Origin of the sequence: Actinomyces culturomici (assembly GCF_900499005.1) — a bacterium.
Classification (GTDB): domain Bacteria; phylum Actinomycetota; class Actinomycetes; order Actinomycetales; family Actinomycetaceae; genus Pauljensenia; species Pauljensenia culturomici.
Genome location: NZ_LS991318.1, coordinates 266,954 through 288,710, shown reverse-complemented (window position 1 = coordinate 288,710; position 21,757 = coordinate 266,954). Strand labels below are relative to the sequence as shown.

The 21,757-nt window shown below is 68.7% G+C and carries 15 protein-coding genes, 1 rRNA gene and 1 CRISPR repeat array; of the genes, 2 read left to right on the top strand and 14 right to left on the bottom strand.

Annotation, left to right across the window (positions count from 1 at the left end; translation table 11 throughout):
• The 3 genes from DY157_RS11025 to DY157_RS11015 form a co-directional block, all read right to left on the bottom strand.
• Positions 1-124, bottom strand: a 16S ribosomal RNA gene (locus tag DY157_RS11025); the annotation flags it as partial.
• Between the two features lie 356 nt (positions 125-480).
• A CRISPR array of direct repeats spans positions 481-750; the repeat unit is 26 nt; unit sequence GAGGGCTCCGCGCCCGCGAGGGATCC.
• A gap of 587 nt (positions 751-1,337) precedes the next feature.
• The gene (locus DY157_RS11020; RefSeq protein ID WP_407923478.1) at positions 1,338-1,517 is read right to left on the bottom strand and encodes a hypothetical protein; all 180 of its coding nucleotides are present in this window, start codon (positions 1,515-1,517) and stop codon (positions 1,338-1,340) included.
• Between the two features lie 248 nt (positions 1,518-1,765).
• Entirely contained in the window at positions 1,766-3,460 is a 1,695-nt protein-coding gene (locus DY157_RS11015) for an FAD-dependent oxidoreductase (protein ID WP_115728676.1), read from the bottom strand.
• A 230-nt stretch (positions 3,461-3,690) separates the two neighbouring features.
• On the opposite strand from DY157_RS11015, the gene DY157_RS11010 reads away from it, so the two are divergent.
• Positions 3,691-3,963, top strand: a complete 273-nt coding sequence (locus DY157_RS11010) for a metal-sensitive transcriptional regulator (RefSeq protein ID WP_218938101.1) — start codon at positions 3,691-3,693, stop codon at positions 3,961-3,963.
• A gap of 234 nt (positions 3,964-4,197) precedes the next feature.
• The gene (locus DY157_RS11005) at positions 4,198-5,640 is read left to right on the top strand and encodes an alanine/glycine:cation symporter family protein (RefSeq protein ID WP_115728674.1); all 1,443 of its coding nucleotides are present in this window, start codon (positions 4,198-4,200) and stop codon (positions 5,638-5,640) included.
• A gap of 442 nt (positions 5,641-6,082) precedes the next feature.
• Here DY157_RS11005 and DY157_RS11000 read toward each other — a convergent pair whose 3' ends face one another.
• The 11 genes from DY157_RS11000 to DY157_RS10950 form a co-directional block, all read right to left on the bottom strand.
• On the bottom strand, positions 6,083-7,687 hold the full coding sequence (locus DY157_RS11000) for an alcohol dehydrogenase catalytic domain-containing protein (protein WP_115728673.1): 1,605 nt from the start codon (positions 7,685-7,687) through the stop codon (positions 6,083-6,085).
• 160 nt (positions 7,688-7,847) lie between these two features.
• Positions 7,848-8,867: an SDR family NAD(P)-dependent oxidoreductase gene (locus tag DY157_RS10995; protein ID WP_115728672.1), complete on the bottom strand. Its 1,020-nt coding sequence runs from the start codon at positions 8,865-8,867 to the stop codon at positions 7,848-7,850.
• 45 nt (positions 8,868-8,912) lie between these two features.
• The gene (locus tag DY157_RS10990; protein ID WP_115728671.1) at positions 8,913-10,214 is read right to left on the bottom strand and encodes a PHP domain-containing protein; all 1,302 of its coding nucleotides are present in this window, start codon (positions 10,212-10,214) and stop codon (positions 8,913-8,915) included.
• A 325-nt stretch (positions 10,215-10,539) separates the two neighbouring features.
• Positions 10,540-12,990 (bottom strand): alpha-ketoacid dehydrogenase subunit alpha/beta, encoded by a 2,451-nt coding sequence (locus DY157_RS10985; protein ID WP_115728670.1) that lies wholly within the window; start codon positions 12,988-12,990, stop codon positions 10,540-10,542.
• 34 nt (positions 12,991-13,024) lie between these two features.
• Positions 13,025-14,392: a dihydrolipoyl dehydrogenase gene (gene lpdA / locus DY157_RS10980; protein WP_115728669.1), complete on the bottom strand. Its 1,368-nt coding sequence runs from the start codon at positions 14,390-14,392 to the stop codon at positions 13,025-13,027.
• 16 nt (positions 14,393-14,408) lie between these two features.
• Positions 14,409-15,764: a dihydrolipoamide acetyltransferase family protein gene (locus tag DY157_RS10975; RefSeq protein WP_115728668.1), complete on the bottom strand. Its 1,356-nt coding sequence runs from the start codon at positions 15,762-15,764 to the stop codon at positions 14,409-14,411.
• A 10-nt stretch (positions 15,765-15,774) separates the two neighbouring features.
• Positions 15,775-16,521 (bottom strand): DeoR/GlpR family DNA-binding transcription regulator, encoded by a 747-nt coding sequence (locus DY157_RS10970; protein ID WP_115728667.1) that lies wholly within the window; start codon positions 16,519-16,521, stop codon positions 15,775-15,777.
• 349 nt (positions 16,522-16,870) lie between these two features.
• Entirely contained in the window at positions 16,871-17,302 is a 432-nt protein-coding gene (locus tag DY157_RS10965) for an RbsD/FucU family protein (protein WP_115728666.1), read from the bottom strand.
• Positions 17,303-17,313: 11 nt separating this feature from the next.
• Complete coding sequence (locus DY157_RS10960) at positions 17,314-18,309, bottom strand: LacI family DNA-binding transcriptional regulator (protein ID WP_115728665.1); 996 nt, start codon at positions 18,307-18,309, stop codon at positions 17,314-17,316.
• On the bottom strand, positions 18,284-19,690 hold the full coding sequence (locus DY157_RS10955) for a rhamnulokinase (RefSeq protein ID WP_115728664.1): 1,407 nt from the start codon (positions 19,688-19,690) through the stop codon (positions 18,284-18,286). The genes DY157_RS10960 and DY157_RS10955 overlap by 26 nt, the downstream gene beginning before the upstream one ends.
• Before the next feature lie 131 nt (positions 19,691-19,821).
• Positions 19,822-21,582 (bottom strand): L-fucose isomerase, encoded by a 1,761-nt coding sequence (locus DY157_RS10950; RefSeq protein ID WP_115728663.1) that lies wholly within the window; start codon positions 21,580-21,582, stop codon positions 19,822-19,824.
• Positions 21,583-21,757: the final 175 nt, after the last annotated feature.

Here is a 21,757-nt window from a genome sequence, read left to right as displayed (position 1 = left end):
CGTGTTACTCACCCGTTCGCCACTCACCAACCCAAGGCCGAAACCCCAAGCCAGTCCGTTCGACTTGCATGTGTTAAGCACGCCGCCAGCGTTCGTCCTGAGCCAGGATCAAACTCTCCGAACAAAAACCATTCGAAAAACCCACACACCCCACACCCAACAGGCACAAGACACGCAGGCAATCCCAACAAAAAACAACTCAAAAACAAAAAACAGGCATAAAAAACAAACACACTATCGAGTTCACAAACAACACCCACACACCCCCAAAACCCAGGCCCACAAGACCCAAACCCCAGGAGGGAGGCACCCACCAGAACCGCATCAGCGCTCCCGGCGACAGGTGAATAATTTACACGCCCCACCCCCACCCGTCAAACCCACCCCCTGTGACAGCACACACAATGCGCTGCTCATGTGCTAAATGGCGAGTGATTGAATGGGGAAATGTCTTGACCCCGCCGCAGATATCGCGCATTGGAGGGCTCCGCGCCCGCGAGGGATCCGGCCAGCGGCCTTGACGAGGTTCCTCGCCCACGTGAGGGCTCCGCGCCCGCGAGGGATCCATCGTCGGGGCGGAAGCTCATCGAGTCCATGCAGGCGAGGGCTCGGCGCCCGTGAGGGATCCGGCCAGCAGCCTTGACGAGGTTCCTCGCCCACGTGAGGGCTCCGCGCCCGCGAGGGATCCGTCCGAGGTTCGCCGCCTTGAATATGGGGCGGTCTAGAGGGCTCCGCGCCCGCGAGGGATCCGTCAGCGGGAAGCACACCGAAAGGACCCCGCACGTGAGCAGCGCGCCTGCGATCGATCCCGTCTCAGATCGGGCATAGCAGGAGCCGCACAGCCGGCGGCACACGAGTCGCGCAAGAGTCGGCGTCTCGGCCTTACAGCGAGGAAGTCGAGGGAGGGGCGGCGGTCCGGCCTCAGACCGAGCACGACACCCCATCCGGCCGGCCTCGCACCATCCGGCCACGCGTCCGGTCGACTTCGGACCATCCGGCCACGCGTCCGGTCGACTTCGGACCATCCGGCCACGCGTCCGGTCGACTTCGGACCATCCGGCCACGCGTCCGGTCGACTTCGGACCATCCGGCCACGCGTCTGGCCGGCCTCGCACCATCCGGTCACACGTCGGACCGAGGTCGCACCCACCCGGTTGCGCGCCCCCCGGTCGCGCGCCCCGGACCGCGCCCCGGACTGCGCCCACCTGGCCACCTGGCCACCTGGCCACCTGGCCCGGACGGTCCGCCCGGCCGGGCGGACCGTCATTCCATGACGAAACAGAGTCTCCCGACTCCGCGTCTGCGGGGCCGGGAGACTCACCAGCGGGAAGCGGAGTTCACTTCCGCCCGCCGGTCAGCCACGAGAAGAAGCCGGAGCCGCTCGACTGAGAGGCGGCCTCCTTCTCCGCGGGGGTGTGTCCGGGGCACCATTGGGCCGGGGGCACCTGAGCTTTCACCGCGTCGATGTGCTGGCCGCATCCGGCCCACGTCGTCTTCCCGCATACCTTGCACGTCACCGGTCGACACATTGGTCCTTCTCCTTCTCTTGCGTGATTGCTGTTGCCTGATCGCTGTTGCCTGATTGCTGTTGCCTGATTGCTACTGGGCGACCACTGTTGCGCGATCGTTCATTTCGGGGAGCGGCCCCGCGATCCGCAGCGGTCCTACGGCCCCGCGATCCGCAGCGGTCCCGCTGTCCTGCGGTCCCTCGACCCCGCACCCCGACACTCTCCGGGGCGCGCGACGGCACTGCGAGCGCCCCGATTCAGTACTCGATGAGCCCGGGGTGCCGCTTCGCCCACGCCTGGAGCGTGAGCATGCCGCCGTCGAGGGAGGCCGCCTCGAAGCCCGCGTCGACGAGCATCCGGTAGGCGAGGTACGAGCGGACGCCGGATCGGCAGTGGACGGCGATGGGGCGTCCGGCTGCGGCCTCGCGCACCTCGTCCATGCGGGCGCGCAGCTGGGTGTGCGCGATCCCGAGGGCGCCGGGGATTCTGGGGCCGGCGGCGATCTCGTCGTCGCGGCGGACGTCGAGGATCAGGTGCGTCGCGCGAAGCTCCTCGAGGTCCCACGGGTACCAGAGCTCGAGCATCCCGTCGTGGAGGTTCTCCCCCGCCATGCCGATCATGTTGACGGGGTCCTTCGGGGCGCCGAAGGGCGGGGCGTACGCGAGGTCGAGGTCGATGAGGTCGTCGACCTTCATTCCCGCGCGGATCGCGGTCGCGAGCACGTCGATACGCCGGGCGACCCCGTCCTTGCCGACGCCCTGGGCGCCGAGCAGGGTCCCGTCCTCGGCGACGAGGGCGATGAGCGCCATCATCGACGCGCCGGGGAAGTACCCGACGTGCTGGGCGTGGTGGACGTGAATCATGCGGTACTCGACTCCGGCGCGGTGGAGTTCGCGCGAGTTCGCGCCGGTCATCGCGACTTCGAGCTCGCCGACTCGGACGATCGCCGTGCCGAGCGGGGAGACGATCGGCTTCGCGCCCGGACCGGCGGCGGGGTCTCCGGCGAGGATGCCGATGATGTCGTCGGCGATCCTTCGGCCCGCGCGGCTCGCGGGGCCGGCGAGCTGCACGGGGCGGCGCGCGCCCGTCGCCTGAATCGTCGAGAGCGCCGCGTCGCCGGCCGCCCAGATCCGCGGATCCGAGGTGCGCCCGTGCTCGTCGACGTCGATCGCGCCGCCGACCATCGACAGGCCCGCGGATTCGGCGAGTTCGGTGCGCGCCCGCGCTCCGACGGCGACGATGACGAGGTCGGCCTCGAGGGGCTCGATCCCTTCCACGTTGACGCGCGCGCCGCTCCCGGCCTCGTCGATGGAGGTGACGACGGCGGACTCGTGGACGGCGATTCCGAGGCGCTCGAGCTCGTCGGCGACGAGGGAGGAGAGCTCCTCCTCGACGGGCGGGAGGACGTGGTCGCTCCCCTCGACGAGGGCGACCTCCATTCCGGCGAGGCGCAGTGATTCGGCGGCCTCGAGCCCGATGAAGCCGGCGCCGATGACGACGGCGCGGCCGCCCGTGGAGGCGAGTTCGCGCACGGCGATCGCATCGGGGATCGAGCGGAGGGTCTTGACGACCGGCAGGTCGATGCCGGGGATCGGGAGGTCGAAGGAGCGGGCGCCCGGCGCGAGGAGGAGCGCGTCGTAGGAGAGGTCTTCCTCGGCCCCGTCGGGCATGCGGACCCGGACGGTGCGGGCGGCGGCGTCGACGGCGAGGGCCTCGTGGTTGACGCGGATGTCGAGGTTGAGGGACGCGGAGACGGAGGCGGGCGTCTGGACGCGGAGGGCGCGCTCGTCGGCGATTTCGCCGGAGACGTAGTAGGGCAGGCCGCACGACGCGACCGAGATGTCGTCGCCCTTCTCGAGGACGATGATGCGCGCTCTTTCGTCGAGGCGGCGCAGTCGGGCGGCGCAGCTCATCCCGGCGGCGACTCCGCCGACGATGACGATCGTGTTCATGGTTCCTCCATGTCGTTCGGTGTTGAGGAGACGATACCCCTGGGGGTATTCTCTTCGCAAGGGGTCCCCCGTTCGACGCCCCGCTCCTCCTTCGTCCCGTCGGCTGCGAGGGGCACGATCGACGAGGCCGGGGCCGCCGCGCGCAGCGCGGCGGGGACCCGGAGAACGGACGTCGTCGAGGCGCCTGCCCGACGACACGAACACCCCGATGAATGAATGAAGGAGACGCCATGACGGACGAGCTCACGCCCGACCACGCGGAGGCCCAGCGCAAGGTCCTCAACCGGCTCAAGCGCGCCCGCGGCCAGCTCGACGCCGTCATCCGCGCCGTCGAGGAGGGACGCCACTGCCGCGACATCGTCACGCAACTCGCCGCGGTGAACTCCGCCCTTCAGCGAGCCGGCTTCTCCGTCATCTCGACCGCGATGCGCGAATGCGTCACCGGCGACGGCGACGAGGAGCAGGTGAAGGAATTGGAGAAGCTCTTCCTCTCCCTCTCCTAGGCGCACCGCCCCGACCTCGTCGATCGAGAAGCGACCGGGGGGCGACGGCAGCGCATCTCACGGGCCGGCCGACCCGCCGCCGCGCCCTCGTCACTCAGGATGCGAACCCCTCCGAGTCCACAACGAGAGACGATCAAAGGACTTGCGTGACGATCCCTTGACTCTTCCCGTACACTCCAGGCGACATGCCTGTCGGTTCGGCAGGAAATCCCATCTTCTGACAAGAGTTCGACCATGCAACCTGCATCCCAGTCGCTCAGCGACGTCATCAACGGATACCTCGGAGTCATCTCCGACGCCCTCTACGGCTACATCCTCATCGCGCTCCTCATCGGCGCGGGCCTCTACTTCTTCATCCGGTCGAAGGCCCTCCCGCTGCGCATGTTCCGCGAATCCGTCCGCGTCGTCTCCGAGCCGCCGGACCAGGAGGGCGAGATCTCCTCCTTCCGCGCGCTCATGGTCTCCACCGCGTCGCGCGTCGGCGTCGGCAACATCGCGGGCGTCGGCACGGCAATCGCCCTGGGCGGCGCCGGCTCCGTCTTCTGGATGTGGGTCATCGCCACCCTCGGCGGCGCCTCCGCCTTCGTCGAGTCCACCCTCGCGCAGATCTACAAGAAGCGCGGCCACGGCTCCGACGACCACTCGATCGGCGGCCCCGCCTACTACATCCAGATCGCCCTCAAGCAGCGCTGGCTCGCGGTCCTCTTCTCGATCGCCCTCATCCTCACGTACATGGGCGGGTTCAACATGCTCGCCTCCTTCAACGTCGTCGACGCGTTCTCCCAGTACTCCTGGTTCCACGCGTCCTGGACCCCGTACGTCATCGGCGGCGTCCTCGCCATCGCCATGGCCGTCTCGATCTTCGGCGGCACCCGCCGACTCACCAACGTCGCGGGCGTCCTCGTTCCGATCATGGCGACGATCTACCTCATCGCCGGCATCATCGTCGTCCTCTTCAACTTCCAGCACATCCCCGCGATGTTCGCCCAGATCTTCGAAGGCGCCTTCGACTTCAAGGCGATCTTCTCCGGCTTCGCCGGCTCGGCCATGATGTACGGCATCAAGCGCGGCCTCTACTCCAACGAGGCGGGCGTCGGCTCGGCCCCGAACGCCGCGGCCACCGCCTCCGTCTCGCACCCGGTCAAGCAGGGCCTCGTCCAGATGCTCTCCGTCTTCATCGACACGATGATCATCTGCACGATCACCGCGTTCATCATCCTCTCGTCCGGCGTCCAGGGCGGCGACGACCTCAAGGGCGCCCCGCTCGTCACCCAGTCGATGGCGACGGCCCTCGGCCACTTCGCCCTCCCCTTCACGACCTTCGCGCTGCTCCTGTTCGCCTTCACGACGATCATCGGCAACTTCTACTACGCCGAGGTCAACCTCCGCTTCCTCGTCGGCGACCGCCAGACCCCGATCTGGGCCCTCCAGATCTTCCGCACGGTCGCGGCGCTCCTCGTCTTCGCCGGCGGCCTCCTCGAGTTCTCCGTCGCCTGGAACCTCGGCGACATCCTCATGGGCCTCATGGCGCTCATCAACCTGCCGGTCATCCTCATCCTCGGCAAGAAGGCGCTCGACGCCGCCGACGACTACCGTGCCCAGCGCGCCGAGGGCAAGAACCCCGTGTTCAAGGCCTCGTCGATCGGCATCACGGAGAAGCTCGACTACTGGCAGTGAGTTCCTGAGCGGCCCGTCCGCTCATCCGTCGTTCGAATTGCCGTTCCGTCGGCGTCCGTTCGTTCGCGGCCCCGTTCTCGCATCGACGAGGGCGGGGCCGCAGTCTATTCAACGGGAGTTACTCGGGCCCCCGATGGGCGATCGTGGGCGTTATCGGGCGCATTGGCCGGAATCGGGCGCGCCGGGCGCGCAAGGCGCCCGAAACCGCCCTGCACCCCGGCAGAATCAGGCACCTAAGCCGGAACCGGACACGCCGGGCGCGCAAGGCGCCCGAAACCGTCCTGCACCCCGGCAGAATCAGGCACTTAAGCCGGAATCGGACACGAAGCAGAGGCGGGCCCGGGGCAGGGCGCCCGGCAAAAGGGGGGAGGCCCCGAGCCTGCGGGCTCGGGGCCTCCCCCCTCTCCAGCCGGACCCGAGTGGAACGGATCCGCCGAGGAGGTCACTTCGCGACGTTGAGAAGCGCCTCTTCGGACTCCTTGGTCCAGAGACCGTCATTGAGCTTGGCGGCGACCTCCGGGTACTTCTCCGCGAGCTCGGCGACCGGGGTGAGCCCGAGATCGTGGAGCTTCGGGAAGACCATGATCTTTCCGCCAGAGGTTCGGTTGATCACCGAGTTGATGGCGTCGCCGAAGCCCGCCATGCCGGTGACCGCCCAGAGGGAGATCGTCGTGTCGATGATGCCGGCCTCGATCTTGCGCAGGACCGTCCGCATGTCCGACACGTCCGAGCCGGAGGTGCCGAGCATGAAGATCCGACGCTCGATGATGCCCTGGAGATCGAAGTCGCCGAAGGTGCCCGCCGGGATGCCGGCGAACGCGTTGAGGATCGCGCCCTCGGCGCACATGTCGACGGCCTGGGAGACGAGCGGCGGCACGGGCACGAGGCAGGTGACGTAGGTGTAGCCGTACTCGAGCGGGTGGGTCGAGGTGTTGAGGATCTCGAGCGGGACGCCGTTCTTCTCGGCGGTCGGACCGACAACGGCCTGGAGGTTCGCGAGGCGCTCGTCCGACAGGTCGGTGCCGACGACCGAGAGGCCCTTCACGCCGGAGGTCACGGCGCGCATCGTGTGCATGACGCCCATCGGGCCGGCGGCGCCGATGAAGGCGCACTTGTCGCCCTCGCGCAGGTCGCCGTTGGCGGGGATCCACGCGTAGCCCTCGGCCGGGTCGGAGCCGGTCGTGCCGCAGAAGCGGATGAAGTCGTAGTGGACGCGGCCGATGTCGAGGGAGACCTTGCGGGAGATCGTCTCGCCGCCGAGGACGACGCACATGACGGAGCGCGTCCCGAGGAGCAGCCCGGCCTTCTCGATCGCCTCGGGATCGGAGCCGAAGAAGACGACGTCGTCGAAGGTCTGGCCCTCGAGCCCGGCGAGGCCGGCGTTGTCGACGCGGACGACCTCGGCGGGAGTGTGCTCGGCGGTGAGGGAGTCAATCGATCCCTCGCCGACGATGAGGAGGCGACCGCCGTCGGCGATGTGGTTGCGCTCCGCCCAGGCGTAGGAGCCCTCGACGGTCGCCCAGGGCTCGATGAGGCCGACGGCAGCGGCGGACGGGCCGTCGGTCACGTGGATGAGGAACTCCTCGCCGTCGGGCGAGACGACGCAGCGCTCGTCGACGACGACGTACTCCTCGAGGGCGCCGTCGAAGTTGTAGCCGAACGCGCCGTTCGACTTCGCGGTGCGCAGGTGCTTCCAGTCGGCCTGCACGAGGACGCGGTCGCCGACCTTGAAGTGGGTGACGAGCTCGCCGACCTCGACGACTCGGGCGACCGGCTCGTGGCCGGGGGTCGTCGGCTCGGTGCCCGGGTGGTAGCTCGGGATCTCCTTGAGGGCGTCGAGGTCGATGCCGGAGACGACCTCGGACTTGCGCGGGTGGGAGTCGAACTGGTGGAGGAGCTTCGTGTCGGAGAAGCAGATGCCGCAGGCCTCGACCTCGAGCATCATCTGGTGGGGGCCGACCGGGTCGATCGGCTTGTGATCGTTGACGATGAATTCTTCCTTGCCGACGATCTGGATCGCGTACTGGGTGTCGGGGTACTCGGGCATGACGTGCTTCCTTTGCTTCGATGAATTGTCGGGGAGCCCTCGCTCCTCCAGTGGGATGGACGCGCGGGGCGGCCGGCCCGCCCGCTCGCCGATTCGCTCGGCGAATCGGCTCGAAGCCCGACCAGGCCCTGCCGTCCGCCCCGCGCGTCCTCGTGAAAAATCAGTTCATCATCACCTGGCCGCCCGTGACCGGGACGGCCTGGCCTGTCTCGTAGGCCTGCTCGACGATGTAGTAGATCGCGCGGAGCACGTCGATCCCCTGGGCGCCGCGGCGCATCGGGACCTTCGCCTCGTAGAACTCCTTGACGTCCGCGACCGTCTTCGCGCCCGGGACCTTGCCGGAGTTGAGGTACTGGACGAAGAGACCGCGGTCGGGATCCGACCAGAGCGGGCCGTCGTAGAAGTTGCCCGGGCAGATCGCGTTCACCTTGACGCCGTGCTCGACCATCTCGAGGGCGAAGGACTGGACGAGTCCGATGCCGCCGAACTTCGAGCCCGCGTACGCGGCGTTCTTGTTCGAGCCGACGAGGCCCGACTTCGAGTTGATTTGGATGATGTCGGCGAGCCAGGCGCCGGAGGTCTCGTGCTGGCGCGCGAGCAGCCCGCCGAGGTGCTTCGTCACGAGGAAGAACGCGACGTAGTTGATGTCGGTGGAGAGACGGAACGCGGAGGCGTCCTGCTCGAGGACGGAGCCGGCGCGGACGATGCCCGCGTTCGAGACGACGAGGTCGATTCCGCCGGTGACGCGCTCGATCTCCTCGGTCATCGCGGCGACGGAGTCCTCGTCGGCGACGTTGACGGTGATCGGGTAGGTGGTGTCCTCGCCGAGCTCCTTCGACTTCGCGACGGCGCCCTCGGCGTTGAGGTCGGCGATGTAGACGAAGCAGCCCTGGTCGACAAGGCCCTTGGCGATCTCGGCGCCGAATCCCTGGGCGCCTCCGGTCACGAGGGCGACGCGGCCCGAGATCTCCCGCTCCGATCGGGGCGTGGCCGCGACCTCGTAGATCTCTTCGCCGGTCTTGACGACGACGGGGAGTTCGACGTCCTTGAGGGAGGCGGCGTCGACGGTCGTGAGATCGGCGTCGAGCTCGAGGGAGGGCGCGGCGTCGGCGGCGCGGACGATCACCGGGCGGGAGAGCGCGTTGAGGAAGAGACCCCTCAGCAGCGGTGCGTTGGTCATGTTCTGTCCTTCTTCGTGGGTGCGCCGGATGAACCGGCTGGGATGTCAGGCGACGGGCGCGGTCTGCGCGAGCTCGGCGGGGTCGGCGCCGTCGGCGATGGCGCGGCCGAGCGGCGCGTAGGAGGCGATGCGGACGGCGAGCCGCTCCGGGGTGAGGCGCCCCTCGCCGAGGATGTGGAGCGCCGGGTCGATGTTGCTCAGCGCCTCGTGGGCGACCATCGCCCAAGTCGCCTCGTTGAGGTCCTCGAATTCGGGGCCGCGAAGCTCCGGGCAGTTGAAGGACTGGCGGGGCTGGTTGATGTCGACGCCGGAGATCTCCAGCATGCCGTGCTTCGTCGCGAGGTCGTGGATGCGCTGGAGCTGCTCGGACGTGTTGCGCGGCGGCATGTAGGTGACGGCGCGCAGGCCCTTGGCCTCCATGGCCTCGAAGAGCTCGTCGAGGAACTCGTCCTCGAACTTCTCGGCCTTCTTGTCGCCCGTCGGCGAGGCGGACACGTCGCCGAGGTACGCGTAGGTCGCGATCGCGCCGATCGAGTCGGCGAAGGCGACGATCTCCTCGGCGGTGGGGAGCTCGTCGGTCGGCTGGATGTAGATCCGCCCGAGGTACTCGGACTTGAGGACGCCGAGTAGGTCGTACATGAGGTGCGGGTTCTCGGCGTCGCCGAGCGCGCCCTCGAGAGCCGGCGGGATCGCGACGCCCATGGACTTCAGTCCATCGACGAGGGCGGGGCCGCGGCCGAATCCGTCGATGAGCGACGTCGCCATGGCCGCGAGGAGGTGCCGCTCCGTGATTCCGCCGCCGTTGGCGTACTGGGAGATGCCGACCATGTCGGTCTGCGGGTCGAAGGGCTCGAGGCCGAGTCCGACGAGGATCTCGTTGGCGGCGTCGGCCATCTTCAGCGTCCGCTCGAGGCGGGCGGCGCGCTTGGGGGCGAGCCAGGCGTCGGCCTTCTCGCGGTTGCGCGCCGGCACGCCCTGGACGGTCATGTAGGCGATGCCCTCGGAGTCGGGGTTGTTGAGCTTGCGGGTGGCGAGCGGACCATCAGGGTCGAAGAACGCGCGGATCTCGAAGCCGGTGACCGACCCCATGCCGAGCGCCTTGCAGGCGGCGGTCATCTCGGGGGCAGCGGCGATCGAGTCGTGGTCGACGGAGCCGACGACGCGCAGGCCCGCGCGGCGCGCGTTGAGGGCGGCGGCGGTCGGCGTGTACGGGCTGAAGGAGTAGCACGTGTGAATGTGGTTGTTCGACTCGGGGACCCACTCGGGGAAGGTCTCGCCGGGGATGGCGGCCTCGAGCGCTTCGAGGCGCTCGGCCTGGCTCAGGGTCACGTCGTTAACGGCGTCCATCGTTTCCTCGCATCGCGGTTGGGGGGGTGGATCAGGAAGGGGGTTGGGGGCGAAGTGACGACTTCGCGGGTTCGGAGTGACGACCTCGCGCGGAGTCTGGCGCCTTGAGTCGTCGAGCCATGCGCTTTCCGCCGCGAGGTGGTGCACCGCATCCCCTCGACGCGCGAAGGTGATGCTCTCGGCGGGGGGAGGGGATGCTCTCGGCGGGCCGGGCGGGCGCTGCGGGAGGCGGCGCCCGCCCGGCCGCGCCGGTTGAGAGCCGAGGCGATCACTTCGGGCAGTGCCCGTAGGGATCGTCCCAGCCGCCAACCGGCGCCTGCGCCGATCAGAGGCCGAGGCGGTTGCGGCGAGCGATCTCGCCCTCGGTCTGGTTGCTCGTGGGCGTGTGGCCCGGGAGCGGGACGATGCGCTCGTGGATCGCGTCGATGATCCAGTCGACCTGCGGGAAGAAGTAGGACTCCAACTCGGGGCCGGGGGTGATCCCGTTGCGCGAGCCGACGACCGCGATCGGGGCGTCGAGGTAGTCGAACGCGAGCGTCTGGACGTTCGCGGCGACCGTGTTGAGGAAGTTGCCGCGCTCGACCGCGTCGGAGGTGAGGAGGAGACGACCGGTCTTCTTCACCGAGGCAACGAGCTTGTCGTAGTTGAGCGGGGCGACGAAGCGGAGGTCGATGACCTCGGCGCTCATGCCGTACTTCTCCTGGAGGACGTCCGCGGCCTCGAGGGCGCGGTAGATCGTCGCGCCGTAGCCGGCGATCGTGATGTCCGTGCCCTCGCGACGGATCGCGGGCTCGCCCTCGGGGGTCTCGTAGTAGCCCTCGGGAACGCCGCCGGGCTCGAACTCCTCGCCCTTGTCGTAGAGGAGCTGCGACTCGAAGAAGACGACCGGGTCGGTGCCGCGGAGGGCGAGGTTGAGCATGCCCTTCGCGTCGGTCGGCGTCGTCGGGAAGTAGACCTTGAGGCCCGGGATGTGGGCGGTGAGGGCCGACCAGTCCTGGGAGTGCTGGGCGCCGTACTTGTTGCCGACGGAGACGCGCAGGACGAGCGGCATCTTGAGGAGGCCGGCCGACATGGACTGCCACTTCGCCATCTGGTTGAAGACCTCGTCGCCGGAGCGGCCGAGGAAGTCGCAGTACATGAGCTCGACGACCGCGCGGCCGCCGGCCATCGCGTAGCCGACGCCGGCGCCGACGATCGAGGCCTCGGCGATCGGCGAATTGAAGAGGCGGCGGTACGGGAGGGCCTCGGTGAGGCCGCGGTAGACGGCGAACGCGCCGCCCCAGTCGCGGTTCTCCTCGCCCCAGGCGGCCATCGTCGGGTCGACGGAGAAGCGGTGGAGCATCGCCTCGAAGAGACCGTCGCGGAACTGGTACATCTTCATCTTCGAGACCGGCTTGCCGAACTCGTCCTTGGCGGTGCGGATCTTGCGCGAGATCGCGGCGACGCGGGGGTTGTCCTCGAGCGTGATCTCGGCCTCGCCCTCCTCCATCTTCTCGGTGGGGGTGTTGGAGAACATCACGGTGTCGATGTAGCCGTCGGCGACGCGCGGGCAGTTGTCCTCGTCGATCGCGAGCTGGAGGACCTTCACCATCTTCTCGGTGAGGCCGGCGGTGTAGGAGTCGATATCGTCCTGCGTCGTGAGGCCGTTGGAGATGAGGAGGTCGGAGTAGGTCTTGATGCAGTCGACGTTCTCCCAGAGCTCGACCTCGTCCTTCGTGCGGTAGGAGGAGGCGTCCGACGGCGAGTGGCCGGAGAAGCGGTAGGTGATGGTGTCCATGAGGACCGGGCCCCGGCCCTCCTCGAGAATCTTCTTCTTGCGGGAGACGGCGTCGGCGACGGCGAGCGGGTTGATGCCGTCGACGCGCTCGGCGTGCATGGCCTCGGGGTTGAGGGCCGCGCCCACGCGGGCGAGGACGTCGTAGCCCATGGTCTCGCCGAAGGTCTGGCCGCCCATGCCGTAGAAGTTGTTGAAGAAGTTGAACAGAATCGGCGGGTTGCCGCCGTCCTCCTCGCGCCACAGGGTGCGGAACTGGTCCATGGACGCGAAGTTCATGGCCTCCCAGACCGGGCCGCAGGCGAGGGCCGCGTCGCCGACGTTCGAGACGACGATGCCGGGCTTGCGGTTGATCCGCTTGAAGAGGGCGGCGCCGTTGGCGACCGGGGCGGAGCCGCCGACGATCGCGTTGTTCGGGTAGGAGCCGAAGGGGAGGAAGAAGGTGTGCATCGAGCCGCCGAGGCCGCGGTTGAAGCCGGCCTTGCGGGCGAAGATCTCGGCGAGGGCGCCGAAGAGGATGAAGTTCTCGGTGAGCTCGGCGGTATCCGCGTAATCGATCTTCTCGGCGAAGGAGAGGGTCTCGCCGCCGAGGAAGCTCTTCATAATCTCCTCGAGCTGGTCGGCGGGGATCTGACGCATCGCGGAGTAGCACTTCGCGAGGATCTCGCCGTGCGAGCGGTGGGAGCCGAAGACGAAGTCCTCGGGGGTGAGGGCGGCGGCCTGGCCGACGTACGCGGACTCCTGGCCGATGCCGAGGTGGGCGGGACCGCGGTGGTTGTAGGCGATGCCCTGCCATTCGCCGGTCTTCTTGATCGAGTCGAGCATCGACTCGAAGGTGCGCACGACGATCATGTCGTGGAGCATGTTCACCATGCCGTCCGCGCCGTGGCGGCCGAGCTCGGTGTCGAGGTCGAAGACGTACTGGTTGACGGGGATCTCGGGGAACTCGACCTTGCCGGCCGCGCGGACCTTGGCGGGATCGACGATGAGCGACTTCGTCATTGTTCTGCTGCTTCTTTCAGTGGGTTCGGGGGGTTCAGAGCTTGACGGCCCAGGCGGCCTCTCGGATGACCTCCGAGACGGTCGGGTGGGGGAAGACGACCTGGCGGAGGTCCTCGACGGTGAGTTCCATCTCGAGGACGGCCTGGGCGCCCCAGATCATCTCGGCGGCGTAGGCGCCGAGGACGTGGATGCCGAGGACCTGGTGGGTCTTCGGGTCGACGAGGATCTTCGCCTCGCCGGGGGCCTTGAACCCATTCTCCGCGATGAAGCGACCGGACATGAGGGCGGGGACCTTCGCGATGAGGACCTCGCGGCCCTCGCGCTTGGCGGCGGACTCGGTGAGCCCGACGCCGGCGGCCTCGGGGATCGAGAAGACGGCCCACGGGACGGTGTTCCAGCGCATGACCTCGCCGCGCTTGGACGCCTCGGGGTCGCAGATGTTCGCGGCGGCGATCTCCGCCATGCGGTAGGCGGCGTGCGCGAGGAGCGAGCGGCCGGTGACGTCGCCGATCGCCCAGACGTTCGGGAGGTTCGTGCGCATGCAGTCGTCGACGACGATGCCGCGGTTGATCTCGAGCCCGGCCTCCTCGCCGCCCCAGCCCTGGGTGGCGGAGCGGCGGCCGACGGCCATGAGGACGACGTCGGCCTCGACCGACTTCTTCTCATCGCCCTTCGAGTAGTTGACGGTCGCACCGTCGAGGGACTCGACGCGGCAGCCGAGCTCGAAGGTGATGCCCTTCATCGCCTTGCGCATGTTCGCGGCCATGTCGTCGTCCATGAAGGGGAGGATCTCGGGGGTCATCTCGATGACGGTGACCTCGGAGCCGAGGGTCGAGTAGAGCGACGCGAACTCGACGCCGATGACGCCGCCGCCGATGACCGCGAGGCGACGCGGGATCTCGGGGAGGGAGAGGATGCCGGTCGAGTCGACGACGGCCGGGTTGTCCTTGGCGCCGGGGATCGGCGGGACGGCGGGGACGGAGCCGGTCGCGATGATGACGTGCTCGGAGGTGTACTGGACGCCGTCGGCGGTCACCTTGCCGGGGCCGTCGAAGTGGCCGCGGGCGGAGACGACGGTGACGCCGGCGCGCTTCTCGGTGGCGGCGACGCCGGAGACGAGGCCGTTCACGACCTTCGTCTTCCAGTCCTGAAGGCGCGCCCAGTCGAGGGTGACGCCGGTGGCGTCGACGCCGAACTGGCCGGCCTCCTTGGCGTGGAGGTAGTTCTTCGCGCCGGCGAGGAGGGTCTTCGTGGGGATGCATCCGACGTTGAGGCAGGTGCCGCCGAGGTACTGCTCCTCGATGAGGAGGACCTTCTTGCCGGCGTGCCCGAGTCGTTCGGCGGCGAGGTAGCCGCCGGGACCCGCGCCGAGGACGATGACGTCGTAGTGAGTCTCAGTCATGGGTGTTTCTCCTATTTCAGGCGAGGGCCGTGATCTCGATGTTCTCGATCGCGGCGACGAGATCCTTGAGGAAGCGGGCGCCGTCGGCGCCGTCGATGACCTGGTGGTCGATCGTGAGGGAGAGTCCGATGCGCTGCTCGACGCCGATCGAGCCGTCGGCCTTGACGATCGCGCGCGGCGTGATGGTGGAGACGCCGAGGATCGCGGTCTGGGGGCGGTTGATGACGGGGGTGAAGGACTCAATCCCGAAGGAGCCGATGTTGGAGACGGTGAAGGTGCCGCCGGACAGGTAGTCGGGGGCGATCGTGCCGTCGGTGGCGCCGGCGCCGAGCCGCTTGGCCTCGGCGGAGAACTGCTTGAGGCTGAGCGCCTGGGCGGAGCGGATGACGGGGACGAGGAGGCCGCGCGGGGTGTCGGCGGCGAAGCCGAGGTGGATCTGCTCGAACTTCGTGAGGACGCCGTCCTCGAGGTGCGCGTTGAAGACCGGGTACTTGGGGAGGACCTTGACGACCGCGTAGCAGACGAGGTCGTTGAGGGTGATCCGGTTGAGGCCGAAGGACTCGTCGGAGTTCTTGAACTTCTTGCGCATGCCGAGGATGCCTGCGGCGTTGGCGGTCGTGTTGAGGGTGAGCTGGGCGCTCTCCTGGAGGGAGGCCATCATCCGCTGGGCGACGACCTTGCGGACGCCCTTGAGCTTCTCGGAGGTCGTGGCGCCGGGGAACTCGGCGCCGGCGACGACGGGGGCGGCCGCGGGGGCGGCGACGGCGGCCGGGGCCTGCGGCGTGGGGGCCGCGAGGTCGGCGGTGGTGACGCGCCCGCCGATCCCGGTTCCGGCGGCGGCGGTGCCGCCGGCGGCCTGGGCCGCGGAGGTGTAGGCGGGGCCGGCGGCGATCGCGGCCTGGACGTCGCGCTCGATGACGCGCCCGTGGGGGCCGGAGCCCTCTTCGATGGCGGAGACGTCGATGCCCTTGGCGCCGGCGAGGGCGCGGGCGCGCGGGGAGACGGCGCCGGTGGCGGCGGCGGTCGCGAAGGAGGAGGCGGGGGCGGCCTCTTCGGCGGGGACCTCTTCAGCGGCGGCGGCCTCGGGGGGGGCCTCGGCGGCGCCGCCGGGGACGAGGCCGGAGATGTCCTCGCCGGGCTCGCCGACGATGATGAGCGGGTCCTTGACCGGGACCTCGTCGCCCTCGGCCCAGAGGATCTTGAGGACGGTGCCGGCGTCGGTGCTCGGCACCTCCATGGTGGACTTGTCGGTCTCGATCGAGCACAGCGTCTGGTCGACGGCCACGGTGTCGCCTTCGGCGACGAGCCATTCGACGATAATGCACGACTCGACGGAGTTGCCCAGCTGGGGCATCACCACGATGGTGGCCATGTGTTTCCTCCTAGACGATGCGCAGCTGCGTGCGCTCGGTCAATTCCTTGATGGATTCTTCGGGGAGGCCGTCATCGGTGATGATCCCGGTGACGTCCTCGATCCCCATGAAGCTGACGAATCCGGCGCGCCCGTACTTGGACGAGTCGGAGAGCAACCAGGTCTCCTCCGCGCGGGCGCACATGAGGGTACCGACGTGCCCGCCCTCGGCGAGCTGGGTGGTGAGGCCCCGTTCGACACTGAAGCCGTCGGTGCCGAGGAAGACGAGGCGCGCGTTGAAGTCGCGGATGGACTTCTCGGTGACGGGGCCGACGAGGGATTCGGTCTCGGCGTGGAAGCGCCCGCCCGTCAACGTCACGTGGATGTTGGGATTCGGGCGGGCGTTCTGGAAGACGAGGAGCGAGTTGGTGACGATCTGGACTCCGCGGCGACCGGTGAGGTGCTTGACGACGAGGGCGCAGGTCGTGCCGGCCTCGATCATGATCCGGTCGTCGTCGCGGACCATGGCGGCGGCGGCCTTGGCGATCCGTTCCTTCTCGTCGATCCGGTCGTTCTGGCGGAGGCGGATGTTCCGGTAGGCGGTGGGCCGCGCTCCCCCGTGGGTGCGGACGAGGTAGCCCTCGTCCTCGAGTTCCTTGAGGGTGGTGCGGATCGTCACGGGCGAGACCTCGAGGGTCTCGGCGAGGGCGTTGACGCTCACCTCGCCCTCGGCGGCGAGGCGGTCGAGGATGTAGCTCGTGCGCTGCGCGCGCCCCATGTTCCCTCACCCCTTCGTGACCGCGATGATTGTCGCTTTCTTTTCTCTTGGCTTCACTTTAGCCGTCAAAACGAAAGCACACAAGTGCCCTCGCACGATTGACGAGGGCGGGACTATAGTCCCTTCGAATCGTATCTGACGAGGGGTTTCCGCAAGATTCCGCCACTCTTCCCCACCGAAAGCCGACCGCCCATGCGTGCGGGACGCATGGGCGGTCGTGCGGTTCAAATGAAAGTCAAGCGAAAGACATCGGGCGGATGCCCGATGTTCGCCCGATGGACGCCCGGCCCCGGCCTCGTGAACGGGAGGAGAGACCGCGGACGGGAGGCGGAAACCGGGAGCGGCGGGCTCACTCCCCCGGCTGGCGGACGCCGACCGTGAGGAGGAGGTTGCCGTAGAGGCGCTGCTCGCCGGTCGCGACGATGATGCCGACGTCCTCGGAGCGGGCGGCCTCGTAGAAGTCGAAGCGGGAGAGCTCGCCGAACTCGGTGTCGGGGAGCTGCGCCTTGAACTCGTCGTGGATCGGGATCTCGACCTGCTCGGCGTCAGGGGCGGGGACCATGATCTCCGCCTTCTCGATCGGGCAGACCTGCTTGAGGACGGAGAGGATCTGGATGACGTCGAGCATGCCGGGGGCGAAGTTGAGGGAGACGAGCTCGCAGCGCGGGCTCACGCCCGTCGTGTGCGGGTAGTTCGCGTCGGCGAGGAGGATCTTCGATCCGTGCCCGGCGGCCGCGAGCGCGCGGAGGAGCTGCGGATGCGTCATCGCGCCGTAGATCATGGTGGTTCCTTTCAGAGGGTGGAGCTCGCCCGGATGATGAGCTCGGGTTCGATGGTGACGTCCTCGGTCTTGCCGCCGTCCATCATCGAGCGGATGAGGCGGACGGCCGTGCGGCCGAGGCGGTCGAAGGGCTGACGGATCGTCGTCAGCGGAGGCGCGTAGCAGTCGGCGCCGTCGATGTCGTCGAAGCCGACGACCCGGACGTCGCCGGGGACCTGCGCGCCGACCTCGTGGATGTGGCGCATGGCGCCGAGGGCGAGCTGGTCGTTCGCCGTCTGGATCGCCTCTGGCAGGGCCCCGAGGGAGCGCATCGCATCGTAGCCGTCCTGGGAGTTCCAGGAGAAGGCCTCGACGACGCGTCCCTCGACGCCGTGCTCGTCGCAGGCCTGGAGGAAGCCGCGCTGGCGCATCGTCGCGTCGGACCATCCGCGCGGGCCGGCGATATGGACGATGTCGCGGACGCCCTGGCGCAGGAGGTGGTCGGTCGCGAGGCGCGCGCCGCGCACGTTGTCGATGGAGGCGGTGGAGATCCCGTCGAGGCCGTGCTCACTCGTGAGGACGAGGACCGTGGGGACCCGCTTGCCGATTTCGACGGCGAGATCGACGGTCGGGTCCTGGCCGGCGAGGATGACGACCCCGTCGACATCAAAGGGCGCGACATCGGTGCGGAGGATCCCGTCAGGTCGGTACGCATTCGAGAGGGACACGTGGTATCCAGCCTCAGAGCCCGCGTTGACGACGGAAAGGAGGACGCGACCGTGCCCGTGGAACATCGGGGCGGCAAGGAGGATGTGGAGGACCCCCGTCCGGTTCGACGCGAGCGCCCGGGCGGCATAGTTCGGCTGGTAGCCGACCTCATCGAGGAGGCGCGCGATCCGTTTCCTCGTCGCGTCGGCGACCTCCGGGTCCCCGCGCACGACGCGCGAGACCGTATTCGTCGACACCCCGGCGAGGGAGGCGACGTCGGCGAGGGAGACCTTCTTACTCGTCGGTCGGCGCGTGGACATGAGTCTTCGCTGTCGCGGCGATGACGGCGGGGCGGTCCGCCGGGTCGAGGTGCCCGAGGGTCTCGAGCTGGGCGAGGAGGGAGCCGAGGGTGGAGGCCTCGATGGGGCCGGCGACGACGCGGACCTTCGCGATGCGGGCGGTGAGGTCGCAGAGGAGGCGGTTGCGCGCTCCCCCGCCGACGAGGTTGAGCTGGTCGGGCCGGCGCCCGGTGATCTCGGTGAGCTCGTCGATGGCGCGCGCGTAGCGGCGGGCGAAGGACTCGATGATGAGGCGGACGTATTCGGGCATCGAGGTCGGGTGCGGGGCGCCCTGCTCGTCGAGGGCGACGTCGATCTTCTGCTGCATCTCGCCGGGCTCGGCGAAGCGCGGGTCGTCGGGGTCGAAGAAGACGGTGCAGGGCGCGCACTCGCGCGCCTGGGCGACGAGCTCGTCGGTGTCGGTGGGGGTGCCCTCGCGCTCCCACTGGCGCTGGATCTCCTGGAGGATCCACATGCCGGTGATGTTGAAGAGGGGGCGCACTCCCCCGTCGGTGCGGCCCTCGTTCGACAGGCCGAGCGCGTAGGCGGCGTCGGAGAGGAGCGGGGCGTCCTCGAGGGCGCCGAGGACCGACCAGCTTCCGCACGAGAGGAAGTAGGCGCGCACGCCCTCGTCGATGGGGAGGCCGTGGACGGCGCAGGCGGAGTCGTGGGCGCCGCCGCGGACGACCTGGAGCCGCTCGAGGCCGGAAACGGTGCAGGGGCCGACGACGGTGAGGTCGGCGTTGAGCTCGCCGACCCACGAGCGATCGAGGCCGAGGCGGGTGAAGACCTCGTCGGAGAAGCGGGGGGCGCCGGGCTCACAGAGGCCGGAGGTCGAGGCGATGGTGCGCGACCAGCCCTTGACCCCGGAGAGCTTCCAGGCGAAGTAGTCGGGGAGGAAGAGGATCGAGGTCGTGCGCTCGGCGAGTTCGGGATCCTCGAGGCGGTAGGCGACGAGCTGGTTCGCGGTGTTGATCGTCGCGGGCTGGTTGCCGGTGAGGGCGAAGAATTCGCGGTCGGGGATGAGGGCGCGGAACTGCTCGAGGGTCCGGGCGGTCCGCTCGTCGCGGTAGGCGCGGGCGGCGCCGACGCGGCAGTCGTTCGCGTCGAGGGGCACGAAGTCGACGCCCCACGTGTCGACGGAGACGGAGACGGCATCGGGGAAGCGCTCGACCGCCTTCTTCAGTCCGATGACCGTCTGCTCCCACATCGTGTCGACGTCCCACACGAGGGACCCGTCCTGGCGGATCGCCTGGTGCTTGAAGCGGTGGACATCCTCGACTTCGAGGCGTCCGTCGATGAGGGTTCCGGCGAGCACGCGGCCGGAGGCGGATCCGAGGTCGACGGCGAGGGCGGTGGTCATCGTTCTTCCCTTCTCAGTGCGGGTGTCGGGTTCGGGGACGGAAGTGTTCGGGGGCGGGGCGCGGGATCGTCAGGACCGGGGTACGCGGGTGGGCGGGCCCGCCGCGGGGCCCGCCCACCCGGTGGGGTGAATCAGCGGTACAGCGGACCGAACTTCTCGCAGGCGCGGTAGTCCGCGCCCTCGAGGGACTCGGTGCCGAACAGCGACCAGGCCTTCGGGCGGAAGACCTGCTCGGCCGGGACGTTGTGCATGTTCACCGGGATGCGGAGCATCGAGGCGAGGGTGATGAGCTTCGCGCCGATGTGACCGTAGGAGATCGCGCCGTGGTTGGCGCCCCAGTTGTTCATCACGTCGTAGACGGACTTGAACGCGCCCTCGCCGGTGAGGTTCGGGACGAACCAGGTCGTCGGCCACGCACGGTCGGTGCGGTTCTCGATCGTCGTCGCGACCTCGTCGGGCAGCTCGACGGTCCAGCCCTCCGCGATCTGGATGACGGGCTGACCCGCCACCAGGTTGATGCGGCACATCGTCACGGGCATCTCGCCCGCGGTGCGGAAGTGGGTGGAGAAGCCGCCGCCGCGGAAGTAGCCGGTGGCCGCCGGGTGGAAGGTCGTCGCCGACAGCGCCGCCTTCTCATCCTCATCGGTGATCTCCCAGAACGGCTTGATGACGTTCTCGCCGTCGCGCAGCGACTGGCCGGCGCCGTCCAGGGTAGTCGACCCGGAGTTGCGCAGGTCGAGGAAGCCGACGGCCGCGCGGCCCTCAGGCTTCCAGCCGGTGACGCGCTCGACGGCCTCGGGGCTCCAGTAGGTGCGCACGTCGGAGAAGATCTGCGGCGTGTTCGTCAGCAGGTAGTTGAAGAGCATCGACGCGCCGTTGAGCGAATCGTTCTCCGTCGCCAGAACGTTGGGCTGACGCGGCCCGTTCCAGTCGAAGTTCGTGTTGAGGAGCGTCTCCATGACGTCGCCATTGGGGAAGTGATCCGTCCACTGACGCTGGCCCTGGAAGCCGCCGGCGATAGCGCCGTGGCCGCCGGACTCCTCGACGAAGCCGAGCTCGGCGAGCTTCGGGTTGCCCTGCATGAGGTCGCGCCCGATGAGCGTCATCTTCGTGGTGAACTCCCACCACTCCTCGTACTTCTCCGGGAACTGCTCCTCCGGAGCGTTGAAGTCGTCGCCCTGGGTGAGGTTCTCACGGATCCACTTGTACGCCTTCTCGTACTCCTCGGGATCGTAGATGCCCTCCTCGATACGACGCGTGAACTCGGACATGTCGACGTACTCGTTGCGCATGCCGAGGTAGGAGCCGAAGAAGTCCGGGTTGACGACCGAGCCGGCGATACCCATCGCGACCGAACCCATCGACAGGTACGACTTGCCCTTCATCTGCGCCACCGCGAGACCCGCGGTCGCGTAATCAAGCAGACGGCCGCGCACGTCCTCGGGGATCGAATCGTCGTCGCCGTCCTGAACGTCCTTGCCGTAGATGCCGAAGGCCGGAATACCGATCTGCGCGTGGCCCGCCAGAGCCGCCGCCAGGTACACGGCGCCCGGACGCTCGGTCCCATTGAAGCCCCAGATCGCGTGCGGCATCGTCGCATCCATGTCCGTCGTCTCCGTGCCATAGCACCAGCACGGGGTCACCGTCAGCGTCAGGCCCACGTCGTTCTTGCGGAACTTATCGGCGCACGCCTGCGCCTCGTTCACGCGACCGATGGTCGTATCCGCGATGACGCACTCGACCGGAGTGCCGTCCGTGTAGCGCAGGTTCTCCGAGTAGAGCTTGGCCACGGCCTTCGCCATGCCCATCGTCTGCTCCTCCAGGCTCTCGCGAACACCGCGACGACGACCGTCGATAGCCGGACGAATACCAATACGGGGGTGATCAGTCATGATCCCTCAATTCCTCATTTCTCAAAACTGCAATATGTCGGATGCGGGGACGATCAGCCCCGTAGGTTTCGCGGGCGGGCGGGCGGGGCGGGGGGGGGCCCCGAGCGCCCCCCCCCCCGCCGCGCCCCCCGCGCGGGGGGGGCCGCGTGGTGGGGTCCCCCCGTGCGCGCTTTTG